The 14,272-nt window shown below is 35.2% G+C and carries 14 protein-coding genes and 1 pseudogene; all 15 read right to left on the bottom strand.

What is annotated here, in order from left to right; genetic code table 11:
• Nucleotides 1-115: 115 nt before the first annotated feature.
• A pseudogene (locus tag QO200_RS18150) lies at nucleotides 116-436 on the bottom strand (TCP-1/cpn60 chaperonin family protein); the annotation flags it as partial.
• A gap of 97 nt (nucleotides 437-533) precedes the next feature.
• Complete coding sequence (locus tag QO200_RS18145) at nucleotides 534-1,133, bottom strand: DUF6705 family protein (protein ID WP_371543087.1); 600 nt, start codon at nucleotides 1,131-1,133, stop codon at nucleotides 534-536.
• An 11-nt stretch (nucleotides 1,134-1,144) separates the two neighbouring features.
• Nucleotides 1,145-1,675, bottom strand: a complete 531-nt coding sequence (locus QO200_RS18140; RefSeq protein WP_371543084.1) for a hypothetical protein — start codon at nucleotides 1,673-1,675, stop codon at nucleotides 1,145-1,147.
• A 63-nt stretch (nucleotides 1,676-1,738) separates the two neighbouring features.
• A complete protein-coding gene (locus tag QO200_RS18135; RefSeq protein WP_371543082.1) occupies nucleotides 1,739-2,377 on the bottom strand; it encodes a hypothetical protein in 639 nt (212 codons plus the stop codon).
• Nucleotides 2,378-3,896: 1,519 nt separating this feature from the next.
• Nucleotides 3,897-5,525: a chaperonin GroEL gene (gene groL, locus QO200_RS18130; RefSeq protein ID WP_371543080.1), complete on the bottom strand. Its 1,629-nt coding sequence runs from the start codon at nucleotides 5,523-5,525 to the stop codon at nucleotides 3,897-3,899.
• 75 nt (nucleotides 5,526-5,600) lie between these two features.
• Entirely contained in the window at nucleotides 5,601-5,876 is a 276-nt protein-coding gene (groES, locus tag QO200_RS18125; protein ID WP_371543078.1) for a co-chaperone GroES, read from the bottom strand.
• A 131-nt stretch (nucleotides 5,877-6,007) separates the two neighbouring features.
• Nucleotides 6,008-6,334 (bottom strand): preprotein translocase subunit SecG, encoded by a 327-nt coding sequence (gene secG / locus QO200_RS18120; protein ID WP_339918758.1) that lies wholly within the window; start codon nucleotides 6,332-6,334, stop codon nucleotides 6,008-6,010.
• A gap of 3 nt (nucleotides 6,335-6,337) precedes the next feature.
• Nucleotides 6,338-7,189 carry a tetratricopeptide repeat protein gene (locus tag QO200_RS18115; RefSeq protein WP_371543075.1) on the bottom strand — a complete coding sequence of 284 codons (852 nt, stop codon included), beginning with the start codon at nucleotides 7,187-7,189 and terminating at the stop codon, nucleotides 6,338-6,340.
• Between the two features lie 48 nt (nucleotides 7,190-7,237).
• Nucleotides 7,238-7,741 carry an LptE family protein gene (locus QO200_RS18110; RefSeq protein WP_371543073.1) on the bottom strand — a complete coding sequence of 168 codons (504 nt, stop codon included), beginning with the start codon at nucleotides 7,739-7,741 and terminating at the stop codon, nucleotides 7,238-7,240.
• Between the two features lie 186 nt (nucleotides 7,742-7,927).
• The gene (locus QO200_RS18105) at nucleotides 7,928-9,187 is read right to left on the bottom strand and encodes a sigma 54-interacting transcriptional regulator (protein ID WP_371543071.1); all 1,260 of its coding nucleotides are present in this window, start codon (nucleotides 9,185-9,187) and stop codon (nucleotides 7,928-7,930) included.
• 70 nt (nucleotides 9,188-9,257) lie between these two features.
• Nucleotides 9,258-9,404 carry a hypothetical protein gene (locus QO200_RS18100; RefSeq protein ID WP_371543069.1) on the bottom strand — a complete coding sequence of 49 codons (147 nt, stop codon included), beginning with the start codon at nucleotides 9,402-9,404 and terminating at the stop codon, nucleotides 9,258-9,260.
• 11 nt (nucleotides 9,405-9,415) lie between these two features.
• Nucleotides 9,416-10,861: a tRNA (N6-isopentenyl adenosine(37)-C2)-methylthiotransferase MiaB gene (gene miaB / locus QO200_RS18095; RefSeq protein ID WP_371543067.1), complete on the bottom strand. Its 1,446-nt coding sequence runs from the start codon at nucleotides 10,859-10,861 to the stop codon at nucleotides 9,416-9,418.
• Between the two features lie 334 nt (nucleotides 10,862-11,195).
• Nucleotides 11,196-11,987, bottom strand: coding sequence for a hypothetical protein (locus tag QO200_RS18090; RefSeq protein ID WP_371543065.1), 792 nt, complete (start codon nucleotides 11,985-11,987; stop codon nucleotides 11,196-11,198).
• Between the two features lie 18 nt (nucleotides 11,988-12,005).
• Nucleotides 12,006-12,737, bottom strand: a complete 732-nt coding sequence (locus tag QO200_RS18085) for an MIP/aquaporin family protein (RefSeq protein ID WP_371543062.1) — start codon at nucleotides 12,735-12,737, stop codon at nucleotides 12,006-12,008.
• Between the two features lie 21 nt (nucleotides 12,738-12,758).
• Nucleotides 12,759-14,255 carry a glycerol kinase GlpK gene (glpK, locus tag QO200_RS18080; protein ID WP_371543058.1) on the bottom strand — a complete coding sequence of 499 codons (1,497 nt, stop codon included), beginning with the start codon at nucleotides 14,253-14,255 and terminating at the stop codon, nucleotides 12,759-12,761.
• Nucleotides 14,256-14,272 lie beyond the last annotated feature (17 nt).

Below are 14,272 nucleotides of genomic sequence, written 5' to 3'. Positions count from 1 at the left end.
AATGAGCCCGATACAATATCGAGCTCATTATTATCAAAATTAATTATAAATTTGTCCAAACTTTTGGGTTCAGTCTATTTTGTGAACGGATTTTTTTATGATAAATGGTTTGGAATTACATCATTCCCGGCATACCGCCACCCATTGGCATTCCGCCTGCATTTTCCTCTTTAATGTCAATCAACGCACATTCGGTCGTTAGTATCATCCCTGCAACAGATGCAGCGTTTTCTAACGCAACACGTGTTACTTTTTTAGGATCAATAATACCAGCTTTTAGCATATCAACATATTCGTCATTTTTAGCATTGTAGCCAAAATCACCTTTTTCTTCAGCTACTTTTGCAACAACAACAAAACCTTCAAGACCTGCATTTTCTACAATAGTTCTTAATTGAGATTCTACTGCACGAGATATGATTTGAATCCCTGTAGCAAGACACAAAAAAATTATAGCAATTATAAAACAATACAAGAAAAATCTTGCTAAAAAATTTTAGAGCAGGATTGATTCCTTTTTACTAAATCTTATTCTATTGCTTTATTAAAGTAATGTAACTACCAAAATAGGGCTTTGCGGGTTTTGGAGTGCCCTCTTTATAAGTACGCATCCTCCAGCCAATCCAAATTTCAATGGCAGCTTGGCTATTTACAGTTACTCTTCTAATTTGGATATCGCCCGAATTATGTGTAATCTCATCTACAATACCACCAGCTAATCGTTTTTCAGATGGGGCACAAATATTGCACCCCAATTCATTTCCAATCAAGATTCTATTTGCTGTGATGCTATGATTGTTTTGATGGTCTAATTTATAGAGTGTATTTATCAATTCTATGCCATCTTTTATATATTGGTATTCGCCAATAATTAAATCGTCGTAACGAATACCGGGGACGGAATATAGTTGGTACATTGTCCTTTTTTGTAATACAATTTTAAGCGAAGTAGTACCGCTGGTATAAATATAAGTGCCTTCATAGGCATTCAATTGGTTAGTTGTGTCTTTAATATAAAAGCCTTGAATTTCCGGAACTCTATTATTTCGATCTTCAATATCAAATACGGGAGATTGTGCCTTGCAAGATATTGTAAGCACAATGAACAAAAGTGTAAGGTTAATTTTTTTCATAATTATATATGTTATTGACAAGGGGTTTTTGTTATGGTTGATTGATTTAGCGTTAGTTTATCCCAATTATTTAGTGTATTGCCTCCTTTGAAAAGAGAAATCCCATAATTATTAAATTGCTCTAAAAAACTTTTCTCTAGCTGATTATTACTTTTTTCATATTTCTGTGCTTGCTCAGCGTGTATTAAATTTATTTTTTTTTCTTCGGAAAACCCACTATATTTTGGATCATTCCATACCGCATTAACCTCACTACGCAGCATAGCAACTTGGTCAATCTGTAGGGTATAAATAAGTGCTTCCCCAGTAGTATTGTCTTCAACCACTATCGAAAGAAAAACATCCCGAGCTCTGGTAGAACTTGCGTTATCATAAGTAGCTAATAATGTTTTTATATCTTGAAACGAAAACATATCGTAACCATTTTCTGGATGACTATGAATGCTACCAATATAAGTAGATCCCGTTGATATCTCTACTGAAAATTCATTAGTTGAGGAAATCTGAGTGTATTCATATCTATAAGTTTCATCAGGATTCATACGTTTTTGAACTTCTACGGCGTGTTCTAAGTTATTAATTGGAGCATTCACTTTCTCCTTTAGTCAATCAATTTGTGATTTTATATTTTCTGGGTTAATGTCACTAAAAACTGTTCTTAAGTTATCACAAGGGGCGCTAAGTGGATCGGCTGGAGGAGGAGGGTCTTCCCCACCACCACCATCTTGACACCAAGGCCAACTATTATTAACTGCACAGTCATAAGGATCTTCTTGGGGTGGTGTTTCTGGATCTGGCTCGTCTATCCATTCACATTCATAAACACTATATGTGTAGTTTGAACAAACTTCCTCTCCTCCTGGGCCAACACAAACTTCATATTCAATTTCACGGTCACCACAAACGTAGCCTAGGCTAGTAGCTGTTTTAGATGTCTTTTTTTGTTTTGTGATTGACGACGTCCGTTTTAATTTTTTAATTACAACACCTTTTGATAAGACCCAGACCATAGTATAATTGTCTTTTGGGTTTTTAAATGAAACTTCGCCATCAAATTGCTTTGATTTAAAATTACCGCTATTGATATCTTTTATATCTCCCATAAATGTATCCGATGGAATATATTCTATAATGGTTTCTCTAATTTTTCCTTTCTCAAATGTAAGCAATAATCGCTGTCGCCCACTAATTTTTCCATTTTTAGATAATGGCTTATAAGTTTTTTTATCCAAGGTAAAATTCACTTCTACAGCTTCTGTATTTTCAAATGTTATTGCCTATTTCCAGATGGGTATGATCTTGTAACTGCTTAAATCGTGTTTAAAAAAAGCAGGACTTACCTTTTTCGTAGTTTCAAGCGAACCTTTTATAGTTGAAATGGGTTACAATTCTTTCACTTGGCAAGAATAATTTGTCAATAATAGGAATAGCACACTAATTAATACTATTTTGTTTTGCTTCATAGTTTATAGCAGTTTATTGGTTAAAAATGGTTGAGTATGTATTTATAAAATCTATTGAAAAATCAGCAAACGCCAATTTTTTTTTGTTCGAGTTTTTTCCGTACAGAAATACTTTTATGGTTTGATACTTGATTATTGCTTGTTCAGGTTGCTAGAATCCATAATTGTAAGCTGTGCCATAAAGCCTAATTTTTTCATCTCTGCTTCTAAAGGCAATATTTTTGTATTTTTCATCAAGCACCTGATAAAATACCTTTAAATACCGCAACTGCCATTGCACGTTTTCTAAACGATTAATTCTTTCTTCTCTGCTTTTCTTTTCATCTTTATCCTAAATTACAATAAAATTGTATTTTTCTAAGTTTTCAGAATTAGCGACAAACTCTTCCGAGTCTTCTACAAAAGAGGGTTTCATCTGGAAATATCCTATCGAAAAATCAGAAGCCATTTTTCCTCTGTTGATGTATAATATTCTATTGGAAGAGGTTTCAATTAAATCACTAAACGAGTTAAATCGTATGACCTCTGGAAATGCAATTGCTATGATTGCTGCTCTTTCGTTTTTGTTTAACTCTCGATTTATAATTTGTTTTTGAGAAACTAATAGCGAAACGGTACTTTCAATCTCGTTCCGATAATAGTCAACTGCATTTTTATTTTTTGCATCAACAAAAAAACTTGTTTGCTTAATTTAACCTGAGCTGTTGTTATTATTTTGTTTTTATAATTTGTAAAAAATAAAAGCAAGGAAAACATATATATGTGTGTTTTAACATTTTTATTGCCATTCATGTAGCTAATATATATATATATATATATATATATATATAATCCTACAGAATTAAAGACTTTATGCATGAAATTTCTTTCCATCTCGAAAGTATAATAAAGAAATAATATTTGTTTTTTTTATTTTAAACGTTAACAAAATATACAGTTTACGCTGTACATTTTGTTAAAACTTGAAAAGTACAGCCTTGATCCAAAAATAGGCACAAAAAAAGCCCGAAGCGATAAACTTCGGGCTTTTCAGCTCTGTTTTTGTCTTTCGACAAAACATTATATCATTCCTGGCATACCGCCACTCATTGGGTTTCCTCCATCATTTTCTTCTTTAATATCAATCAAAAGACATTCAGTGGTTAATTTTTTTTCTGGTAAATGAGGAAGCATTTTTCAATGTTACACATGTTGTTTTTTTAGGACTGATACTTGTGGTTTTTAGCAGATCTGTATAAATAGAAAATCCGTCCCATTATTAAACGGGACGGATTTTTTATATAAAAGGGTTTGTTTGATGCTACATCATTCCTGGCATACCGCCACCCATTGGGTTTCCACCACCGTTTTCTTCTTTAATATCAATTAAAGCACATTCAGTAGTCAAAATCATTCCCGCAACTGATGCAGCGTTTTCTAACGCAACACGTGTTACTTTTTTAGGATCGATAATACCAGCTTTCAGCATGTCTACATATTCATCTGTTTTAGCATTGTAACCAAAATCGCCTTTTCCTTCAGCTACTTTTGCAACAACAACAGAACCTTCAAGACCTGCGTTCTCAACAATAGTTCTTAATGGTGATTCAACTGCACGAGATACAATTTGTATTCCAGTTGCCTCATCTGCATTGTCTGCTTTTATAGCGCTTAATACATTTTTAGCTCTTAATAATGCAACACCACCACCAGCAACAATACCTTCTTCTACAGCTGCGCGAGTTGCGTGAAGTGCGTCGTCAACTCTGTCTTTTTTCTCTTTCATTTCTACTTCAGAAGCAGCACCAACATAAAGAACAGCAACTCCACCAGCTAATTTAGCTAGACGTTCCTGTAATTTTTCTTTGTCATAATCAGAAGTTGTAGCTTCCATTTGACCTTTAATTTGGTTTACACGATTTTTGATCATGTCAGCTTCACCAGCACCACTTACAATCGTTGAGTTGTCTTTATCGATAGTTACTTTTTTAGCAGTACCTAACATTTCTAAGGTAGTATTCTCAAGGGTATATCCTCTTTCTTCAGAGATTACAGTTCCACCAGTCAAGATCGCGATATCTTCAAGCATTGCTTTTCTTCTATCTCCAAAACCAGGTGCTTTTACAGCAGCAATTTTTAAAGCTCCACGTAATTTATTTACAACCAATGTTGATAGTGCTTCACCATCTACATCTTCAGCAATAATTAACAATGGTTTTCCAGATTGAGCAACTGGTTCAAGAACTGGTAATAATTCTTTTAGAGAAGAAACCTTTTTGTCGTATAACAAGATATAAGGATTCTCTAATTCTACTTCCATTTTTTCAGAATTGGTAACAAAATACGGAGAAAGATATCCTCTGTCAAATTGCATTCCTTCTACAACATCTACATAAGTATCTGTTCCTTTTGCTTCTTCAACGGTGATAACACCCTCTTTTCCTACTTTTGCAAAAGCAGCAGCGATTAACTCACCGATTACTTCGTCATTATTCGCAGAGATAGAAGCAATTTGTTTGATTTTATCAGAATCAGTACCTACCACTTGAGATTGTTTCGCTAAGTCAGCAACAATAGCTTCGACCGCTTTATCGATACCGCGTTTCAAATCCATTGGATTTGCTCCTGCCGCAACGTTTTTTAATCCTTCTTTTACAATTGCTTGCGCTAAAACAGTTGCAGTTGTAGTTCCGTCTCCAGCCAAATCATTGGTTTTTGATGCTACTTCTTTTACCATTTGAGCTCCCATGTTTTCTAATGGGTCTTTCAATTCAATTTCTTTAGCTACAGTTACTCCATCTTTTGTTACTGTTGGTCCACCAAATGATTTTCCAATAATTACATTACGACCTTTTGGCCCTAGAGTAACTTTAACCGCATTTGCTAATGCATCAACGCCACGTTTTAATCCGTCACGAGCTTCTATATCAAATTTTATATCTTTTGCCATTTCTTTTATTTTTTTTAAATTTTTTGAAGAGACAAGTTTATACTTGCCTGTATTATTTTAGATTTATTTCTGCAATTATATTATTGCAAGAATGTCATCTTCTCTCATTATCAAATAATCTTTACCTTCTAATTTCAATTCAGTACCAGCATATTTTCCGTAAAGAACGCTGTCTCCAACTTTTACAGTCATCGTAAGTTCTTTTGTACCATTTCCAACTGCAACAACAGTTCCTTTTTGTGGTTTTTCTTTAGCAGTATCTGGAATAAAAATCCCTGACGCAGTTTTTGTTTCAGCAGCTACTGGTTCTATAAGAACGCGGTCAGAAAGTGGTTTAATGTTTAAAGCCATGATTTTATTTTTTAATTATATTAGTGTGTATTGAAAGTCAGAAATTATGCCACCCTTATTTAACTGACATAATTTCTTATAAAAAATGCCAGCTTTGTCAGGCTGGCATTTTTTATAATATATGTGATGAATTATTTTGTAGCTGGTACGTCTTGTATTGGTGTAGCAGGTGCAACTGGAGCTGCAGTTTCTGTGTTGTCAATAATTTTAGAATCTGTATCGCTTAATGTTCCTGTGAAGCTTAAACTTGATAATAATATTAATGCGATTAGTATTGTAGCCAATGTCCAAGTACTTTTGTCTAAAAAGTCAGTTGTTTTTTGTACTCCACCTAACATTTGAGAACCACCTATTGTAGATGATAATCCACCGCCTTTAGGGTTTTGAACCATTATTACTACAATCAATAGAAAACAAACTATTGTTATTAAAACTAAAAAAATTGAAAATGTGCTCATTGTTTAATTATTATTTTGTTGTAAAATCTTAATATCCGCTATACGGTCTGCAAAGAAACTACTTTTTTCTGGATATTTCAAAATTAATATATCATAAGCTTGAATCGCTTTTTGATATTTTTTTTGTTCTAAATATACCCTTGCTAAAGTTTCAGTCATTAGTGAAGAATGATCGTCCCTGTTTATATCAATTCGAACCGTGGATGTTACTCCGTGTTTAACTGGAGATATCTTTGGGCTCGTTTCAATAAACTTATCTATTAATGCTGCTTTTTTCTTTTGACCTTCGTTTTGTGTTGTTGGTTTTGGGATGGTTGTTTTTTTATTCTCCCTGTCGATAGGCTGTGTTCTAGATAGCTGAAGCCATTCCTGGAAAGAATGTTGTTCGTTCTTAGAAAAATCTAATGGTGTGCCTATGGCTAGTTTCTCTTCTGTAGGATTTAGTTCAGTATTTATCTCAACAGCAGAAACTCCTTTTATAGAGGTTAAGATTGATTGTTCTAGTGTGTTCTTTTTTGGTTCTACAATCTCTTGAGGGGAGATTATTTCGCCGTCAATGACATCGATATCTAGAAGTTCCAACGCTTTTTTATCAAACAAATCGTTTTGAATTGCGATAAAGGTATCTGAAGTTATGAAGTCAAATAAGACCGTTCTATCGGTTGTATGTGCAGCAGTAACTTTTAAAGCAAAATTATATCTAAAACTATTTTGGTTGTATAGTCCTTTTAATCGTAAAGCTCTTGCGCTTTGAAAAAAGGGAAATTCATCCAGTACTTTATCTAAAGCTAAAGTATCTAGCTCAGAAATAGTGTTTGGTTTATTGATTAAGGCTGTATAAGACGTTACGTTCATTTTTAAGTTTCAGATTTCAGATTTTTTAAATCTAATTGCGAAGTGTGATTACCATTTAGCGAGAGATTCATTAAATATGTCTTGGGTGATTCTTTCATAAATCACGTCAATCGCACTATTTAAAGTGGAGCCAGAAAGTTGTTCGGTAGCAGCGTAATCAAAATAAAATTCAAAGGTTTTTTCGAAATTATCGGCTTCCTTGTTTTTATTAGTAAATCTTACGTTCACTCTAATTTTCAAACGGTTTTGGGAAGCTTTTTGATCTGCCGTCGCAGTCATTGGGCTTATTCTATAATCGACAATTTCGCCTTCATAAGTTAAATCGCCTCCGTTTTTTACTAAATTTAGATTGGTTTGATTCTGAATAATATCTTGTAAGGCAAGCGTAAATGTTCTATCAATTCCAGGTTCAATCAATGCGGCATTGTTTTGAAAAAAGTTAACTTGAAATGTTTTTGCATCGATCTTTCCAGTTCCAGTGAAGTTGTACACGGAACAAGAAGTTAAAATAAATAGAGAAAACAGCGCTAGTGAAGAATATATTTTTTTCATATTTATTATTGAAAATTCCATTTTTTGAAAACTCAAATTCCAATTTGATCGAATTTATAATTTTCAATTTTGCCAAATATACTAATTTGGATGAGGAAATTGATTTATTAGTTTTTGCTTTTCCAAATTTAGAATTCGCTCAGCTATCGGAAAATAGCGAATTATTTTTTGGATGTTTTAGTTGTGTTATAAATCGAATTGTTTAATTTTTCGATACAAAGTTCTTTCCGAAATCCCTAACTCATCTGCAGCGGCTTTTCGTTTTCCTTTATTTTTTTCTAATGATTTTTTAATCATTTCGATTTCCTTTTGTTCTAATCTCAAAACTTCTTCTTCCTCTTCAACAGTTTCGGCAAAAAGATAATTGTCGTCATTTTCTTGATAGTTTCCTTCATTGCTTTGACTCGAAATCAATGCTGTTCTTGGTTCTTCTTCAAAATCTATTTCATTATCATTTTCTTTAGAGCCATATATTTTGGTAATCAGGTTTTTATTAGTTTCCTGAACTTTAGAACTGCCGTTTTCCATCAATTCTAAAGTAAGTTTTTTTAGATCATGTAAATCACTTTTCATGTCAAAAAGCACTTTGTACAGAATTTCTCTTTCGTTACTAAAATCACTCTCACTTTTTTTATCCTTTATAACCGAAGGCAAATTGCTGCCTTCAGAAGGTAGATAAGATTGTAAAACAGCAGCACTAATATCGCGATTGGTTTCTAAAACAGAAATTTGTTCAGCAACATTTCGCAGCTGACGGATGTTTCCGCTCCAGCGAAATTTTTGTAATACTTGAACTGCGCCTTCATCCAGTTTTAATGGAGGCATTTTGTATTTGAAAGCAAAGTCAGCAGCAAATTTTCTGAATAATAAATGAATGTCATCTTTTCTGTCTCGTAATGGAGGGAGTAGAATATCAACGGTACTTAAACGATAGTATAAATCCTCTCTGAATTTTCCTTTTTCGATAGCATCAAATAAATTTACATTGGTAGCTGCTACGATTCTTACATCTGTTTTTTGTACTTGGGAAGAACCAACTTTCATAAATTCGCCATTTTCTAGAATACGAAGTAACCTAACTTGGGTTGTAAGTGGTAGTTCGCCTACTTCGTCAAGGAAAATTGTTCCGCCATCAGCTACTTCAAAATAACCTTCGCGCGTTGCTGTTGCTCCTGTAAAAGCCCCTTTTTCATGACCAAAAAGTTCACTGTCGATCGTACCTTCAGGTATCGCACCACAGTTAACCGCAATGTATTTCCCGTGTTTTCTATGGGAAAGGGAATGAATAATTTTCGGAATGCTTTCTTTTCCAACACCACTTTCACCCACAACCAATACTGAAATATCAGTAGGGGCGACCTGAATGGCTTTTTCTATCGCACGATTTAACTTTGGGTCATTCCCAATAATCTCAAATCGCTGTTTTATGTTTTGAACTGATTCCATTATTTTTTTTGTTTACTGGCTTCGAGAGAACTTTTTTTTAAGTCAGGGACTTAATAATCTTAAAGATAGTCTATTCGTCAGTTTTTGTTTGCGTGTCTTTTTGTAGGGCTGTTTTTTCTACTTTATGTTTTGGGAAATAGGTTCTAATTATATAAAACGTTCCTCCAAATCCTATGATGAAAGTAAGTATAGCGATGAGTATTTGTTTTTTTGTCATTATTTGTATTTTTAATTCATGTCACTCAACGCAATTGCTTCTCCTTTTAAAGTACCGCTAGTGCAGCTTGTGATTTTTACGTTTACAAAATCACCAATTTTATAATTCTCTTTAGGGAAAACTACGGTAATGCTTTGTGAGTTTCTTCCAGAAAATTCCTCGGTAGATTTTTTTGAAACTTTCTCCACCAAAACCTCTACAGTTTGTCCAATAAATTCCTCAGAGCGTGACCAGGCATGTTTTTGTTGCAAGTCTACAATTTCCTGCAATCTTCGTGCTTTAGTTTCTTCGGTTACATCATCTTCCATTTTTCTTCCGGCTAATGTTCCCGGTCTTTCAGAGTAAGAATACATATAACCAAAGTTGTATTTCACATATTCCATTAAACTCAAGGTGTCTTGATGGTCTTCTTCTGTTTCTGTTGGGAAACCGGCAATCATATCTTGTGAGATAGATCCGTTTGGAATAATAGTTCTGATTTTATCAATCAATGTCATGTATTCTTCACGGGTATGCAAACGGTTCATTTCCTTCAAGATTCTATTGCTTCCTGATTGAACTGGTAAATGAATATGTTTACAGATATTTGGATGTTTTGCAATTACGTGCAAAACACTTTCGTGCATGTCTTGTGGATTAGAGGTAGAAAATCGAATTCTCATTTTTGGGAAACCAACAGCTACCATTTCTAATAATTGGTCAAAATCAACTGCAGTTGCTTTTTGCATTTCAGATGCGGTTGCGAAATCTTTTTTCAATCCGCCGCCATACCAAAGATAACTGTCCACATTTTGCCCAAGCAGTGTAATTTCCTTGAACCCTTTGTCCCACAAATCCTGAATTTCCTTCATTATACTTTGAGGTTCACGACTTCTTTCTCGTCCGCGGGTAAAAGGCACCACGCAAAACGTACACATATTATCACAACCACGAGTGATAGAAACTAGTGCTGTAATTCCATTACTCATTAAACGAACCGGTGAAATATCGCCATAGGTTTCGTCTTTCGACAAAATTACGTTGATCGCATCACGCCCTTCTTCAACTTCAGCCAATAAATTAGGCAAATCTTTATAGGCATCAGGCCCTACAACTAGGTCAACAATTTTTTCTTCTTCTAGGAATTTGTCTTTCAAACGCTCTGCCATACAGCCCAAAACCCCAACTTTCATTTTCGGGTTAATACGCTTTACAGCATTGTATTTCTCTAAACGTTTTCGCACTGTTTGCTCTGCTTTATCACGAATGGAACAAGTGTTTACTAGAACCAAATCGGCTTCTTCTAGAACTTGAGTGGTATTGTATCCGTTAATAGATAATATGGAAGCTACAATTTCGCTGTCCGAAAAATTCATCGCACAGCCATAGCTTTCTATAAAGAGTTTTTTAGTGTTCTCAGGTTTGTTTTCTAGAACAAGACTTTCACCTTGTTTGCTTTCTTCAATTATCTTTTCCATTATCTTTTTTCAGATTGCAAAGATACGGTAATTGCTATAGATGTGACAAGATGTCAGATGAACATTTAACAATGTTTTTGGTTTTTATTTGTATTACTGCTGAGAATCAAAAGGTGGAGCTCTTTCCAGCTTTCCGTTGCAAGTCCTCGTAAAGAATTAAAGTTTCCAAAGTCCCAGAAAGAGCTTCTTACAGTCGCTTTTCTAGAACAGGAAACTTTTAGTTTTTTTACTCCGGGCTTTTCACTCTAATCTGGGCTAACTAAAGATTACAATTTTAAAAATAGTAAAGACTCTCTTTCAGTATAAGCGAGTCTTTATACAACAAATTAAAACTTTAGAATAAACCGACATCTAATTGGATTCTTGCAATTTTATTAGCGGGATTCCACATCGCAGTTGTAGAAACAGCTAACTTATAATCAAATATTTCAATGTTTTTCGTGACCGTCATACCTGTGTTTACGATATCAAAATTACTTTCTGTTTTGTTAGTATATAAATGCTTACTCCCATTAATAGGAAAAGCAGCGCCCATAAATACATTCAGATTTACCTTTTGGTCTCTAATAAGTGGATAGCTTAATTCTACATAGGTAGAGTGTATGCTACGATAATCATTACTATCGTTTAATTTACGATCATTTAAACCACTATAAAGTAATACATCCGCTTCAATTCGTACAGGGAAGTTTCCTGGAAAACGGTAGGATGTTCTTAAATCAATGAGATGTGTGGTAGTTCGTTTGTCATAATTAAATACCCGCGGAGTTTCAACCCCAGTCGTATTGAATAAATCCCACAATGCAATTGATAAGTTGTTTTTCTGGTATTGAACGAAATAATTTATTTCAGTGTACCTTCCATCAAATCCGGCTCCGCCCCAAAACCCAACAGTAAAGTTTTGTTCTTTGTTTAGGGCATAGTGGATGTAACCAGTGGCGGTCATGCCATCGTTTATGACCAGTCCTCTCCATAAATGGCTAGTTCTAAGATTGACATTAAAATCTAATCGAGATGTTTTTATTTCCGTTTTAGAGGTGTTTATTGTGTATGAAACAACCGTTTTTTGAGCGTATCCAGTTAACCCTAAGCATATGAATAGAGCGCAAAAAATTTTGGTTTTCATTACTTTATTTTTTTAGTGTTATTGTAATACCATATGTAGCCCTGCGGCTATGGCTGCCCCAACTATAGGTCCTACTACCGGAATCCAGGCATAAGACCAGTCGCTGCTCCCTTTTACAGGTAAGATTGCATGCATTATACGTGGCCCCAGGTCTCTTGCGGGATTAATGGCATAACCGGTTGTTCCTCCTAAAGACAGACCGATAGCCCAAACCAAAATGGCGACAGGCAATGCACCAATAGTACCCAATCCTATTTTTGCAGTACTGTCTGCGCTCAAAGTAAGTTCTGGTCCAGCAATATGAAAGATCACAAAAATTAAAACGAAAGTCCCGATGATTTCGCTGATTAAATTAGAAGAATAATTGCGGATAGCTGGGCTTGTACTAAAGCAAGCTAATTTTTCTCCTTCATTATCGGTGATAGCGAAATGATCTTTATTGAAAAGCCAGACTAAGAATGCTCCTAACATAGCTCCAATCATTTGTGCAATGATATAATAGGCTACCTGATTCCATGCAAATTTACCAGCGATTGCCAGCCCAATGGTCACGGCAGGATTTATGTGTGCTCCGCTAATTGGCCCTGCAACGGTAACAGCTACGAAAACAGCAAATGCCCATCCTGCGGTAATAACAATCCATCCTGAACTATTGCCTTTGTTTTTTTTTAGAACGACGTTTGCGACTACTCCGTTACCTAGTAAAATAAGGAGCATTGTGCCTATTATTTCTGCTACAAATGGTGTCATATTTTTGTTTTAGGAATAAAATTATTCTTCAACCCAGTTTCCAGCGCGCCCAACGGCTTTGTTCCAGTTTTTTAGTAGTTTATCTACTTCTTCTCTTGGCATTTCCGGAGTAAATTCCCGGTCAATAGACCATTGTTGTTGTAAGTCATCTACACTTTTCCAGTAGCCCACAGCCAATCCAGCTAAGTAAGCAGCGCCTAATGCTGTCGTTTCTAGCGTTTTTGGTCTAATTACATTAGAGCCAAACAAATCGGATTGAAATTGCATCATTAAATTATTAACAGCTGCTCCACCATCGACTTTTAATTCTTTTCCTTCTTTTCCAAAATCAGCTTCCATTGATTTTGCTAAGTCATATACTTGATAAGCGATTCCCTCTAGGGTCGCACGTGCTATATGACCGTTGGTCGTTCCTCTTGTAATACCCAGAATTGCGCCTCTGGCATACTGGTCCCAATGTGGTGCACCTAATCCAGTTAAAGCAGGAACAAAATAAACGCCTCCATTGTCTGGTACGCTCGCTGCTAAAGTTTCGATTTCTGCCGCTGTATTGATCATTTTTGCCCCGTCTCGCAACCATTGTACTGCCGCTCCACCTACAAAAACACTTCCTTCTAAGGCGTAAGTGGTTTTACCGTTGATTTTCCAAGCGACCGTAGTCAGTAAATTATTTTTAGAATAAACAGGTTTGTCGCCAATATTCATTAGCATGAAGCATCCCGTTCCGTAAGTGTTTTTTACCATACCCGGTTCGGTACATAATTGTCCAAAAAGTGCGGCTTGTTGGTCTCCTGCTACACCGGCGATTGGAATTTTTGTAGAAAATAGTGTAGTGCTGGTTTGTCCATATATTTCGCTGCTTTGTTTTACTTCGGGTAACATGGCTAGTGGTATGTCGAATAACTCAAGTAATTCAGTATCCCATTCTAATGTATGAATGTTTAACAATAAAGTTCGACTTGCATTAGAGACATCAGTCATGAACATTTTACCTCGAGTTAGTTTCCAGATTAACCAGGTGTCTACAGTTCCGAAACATAGTTTTCCTTGTTCTGCTTTTTCACGAGCGCCTTCTACATTGTCCAAAATCCATTTTACCTTAGTCCCAGAAAAATAAGCGTCTAAAACCAGTCCTGTCTTTTTTTGAATCATATCTGCATGGCCATCTGCTTTTAATTTATCGCAATATTTTGCTGTTCGGCGATCTTGCCAAACAATGGCATTGTATAAAGGTTTGCTAGTTTCTCTATCCCAGACGATTGTTGTTTCGCGTTGATTGGTGATGCCAATGGCAGCTATTTCTCTACCGGAAATCCCTATTTTAGCGATAGCTTCTGCAGCGCAACTAATTTGAGAGGACCAAATCTCATTTGGGTCATGCTCAACCCATCCAGGTTTTGGGAATATCTGTTCAAATGGTTTTTGAGAAATACTTACCGTTTCACCATCATGGTTAAAGACGATAGCTCTGGAGGAAGTTGTTCCTTGATCTAGTGTTAAGATTAATTTGTTTTGCATGAGTGTCTACTTAATGA

The organism is Flavobacterium sp. Arc3, assembly GCF_041431375.1.
In the GTDB taxonomy this organism is placed as follows: domain Bacteria; phylum Bacteroidota; class Bacteroidia; order Flavobacteriales; family Flavobacteriaceae; genus Flavobacterium.
This window is presented reverse-complemented; position numbering and strand designations above follow the sequence as displayed.

What these genes read in the sequence shown, in the direction of transcription:
- QO200_RS18145 (WP_371543087.1), bottom strand. Translation starts at nt 1,133, where the DNA reads ATGAAAAAAATTAACCTTACACTTTTGTTCATTGTGCTTACAATATCT.
- QO200_RS18140 (WP_371543084.1), bottom strand. Translation starts at nt 1,675, where the DNA reads ATGAATCCTGATGAAACTTATAGATATGAATACACTCAGATTTCCTCA.
- groL (WP_371543080.1), bottom strand. Translation starts at nt 5,525, where the DNA reads ATGGCAAAAGATATAAAATTTGATATAGAAGCTCGTGACGGATTAAAA.
- groES (WP_371543078.1), bottom strand. Translation starts at nt 5,876, where the DNA reads ATGGCTTTAAACATTAAACCACTTTCTGACCGCGTTCTTATAGAACCA.
- secG (WP_339918758.1), bottom strand. Translation starts at nt 6,334, where the DNA reads ATGAGCACATTTTCAATTTTTTTAGTTTTAATAACAATAGTTTGTTTT.
- QO200_RS18115 (WP_371543075.1), bottom strand. Translation starts at nt 7,189, where the DNA reads ATGAACGTAACGTCTTATACAGCCTTAATCAATAAACCAAACACTATT.
- QO200_RS18110 (WP_371543073.1), bottom strand. Translation starts at nt 7,741, where the DNA reads ATGAAAAAAATATATTCTTCACTAGCGCTGTTTTCTCTATTTATTTTA.
- QO200_RS18105 (WP_371543071.1), bottom strand. Translation starts at nt 9,187, where the DNA reads ATGGAATCAGTTCAAAACATAAAACAGCGATTTGAGATTATTGGGAAT.
- QO200_RS18100 (WP_371543069.1), bottom strand. Translation starts at nt 9,404, where the DNA reads ATGACAAAAAAACAAATACTCATCGCTATACTTACTTTCATCATAGGA.
- miaB (WP_371543067.1), bottom strand. Translation starts at nt 10,861, where the DNA reads ATGGAAAAGATAATTGAAGAAAGCAAACAAGGTGAAAGTCTTGTTCTA.
- QO200_RS18090 (WP_371543065.1), bottom strand. Translation starts at nt 11,987, where the DNA reads ATGAAAACCAAAATTTTTTGCGCTCTATTCATATGCTTAGGGTTAACT.
- QO200_RS18085 (WP_371543062.1), bottom strand. Translation starts at nt 12,737, where the DNA reads ATGACACCATTTGTAGCAGAAATAATAGGCACAATGCTCCTTATTTTA.
- glpK (WP_371543058.1), bottom strand. Translation starts at nt 14,255, where the DNA reads ATGCAAAACAAATTAATCTTAACACTAGATCAAGGAACAACTTCCTCC.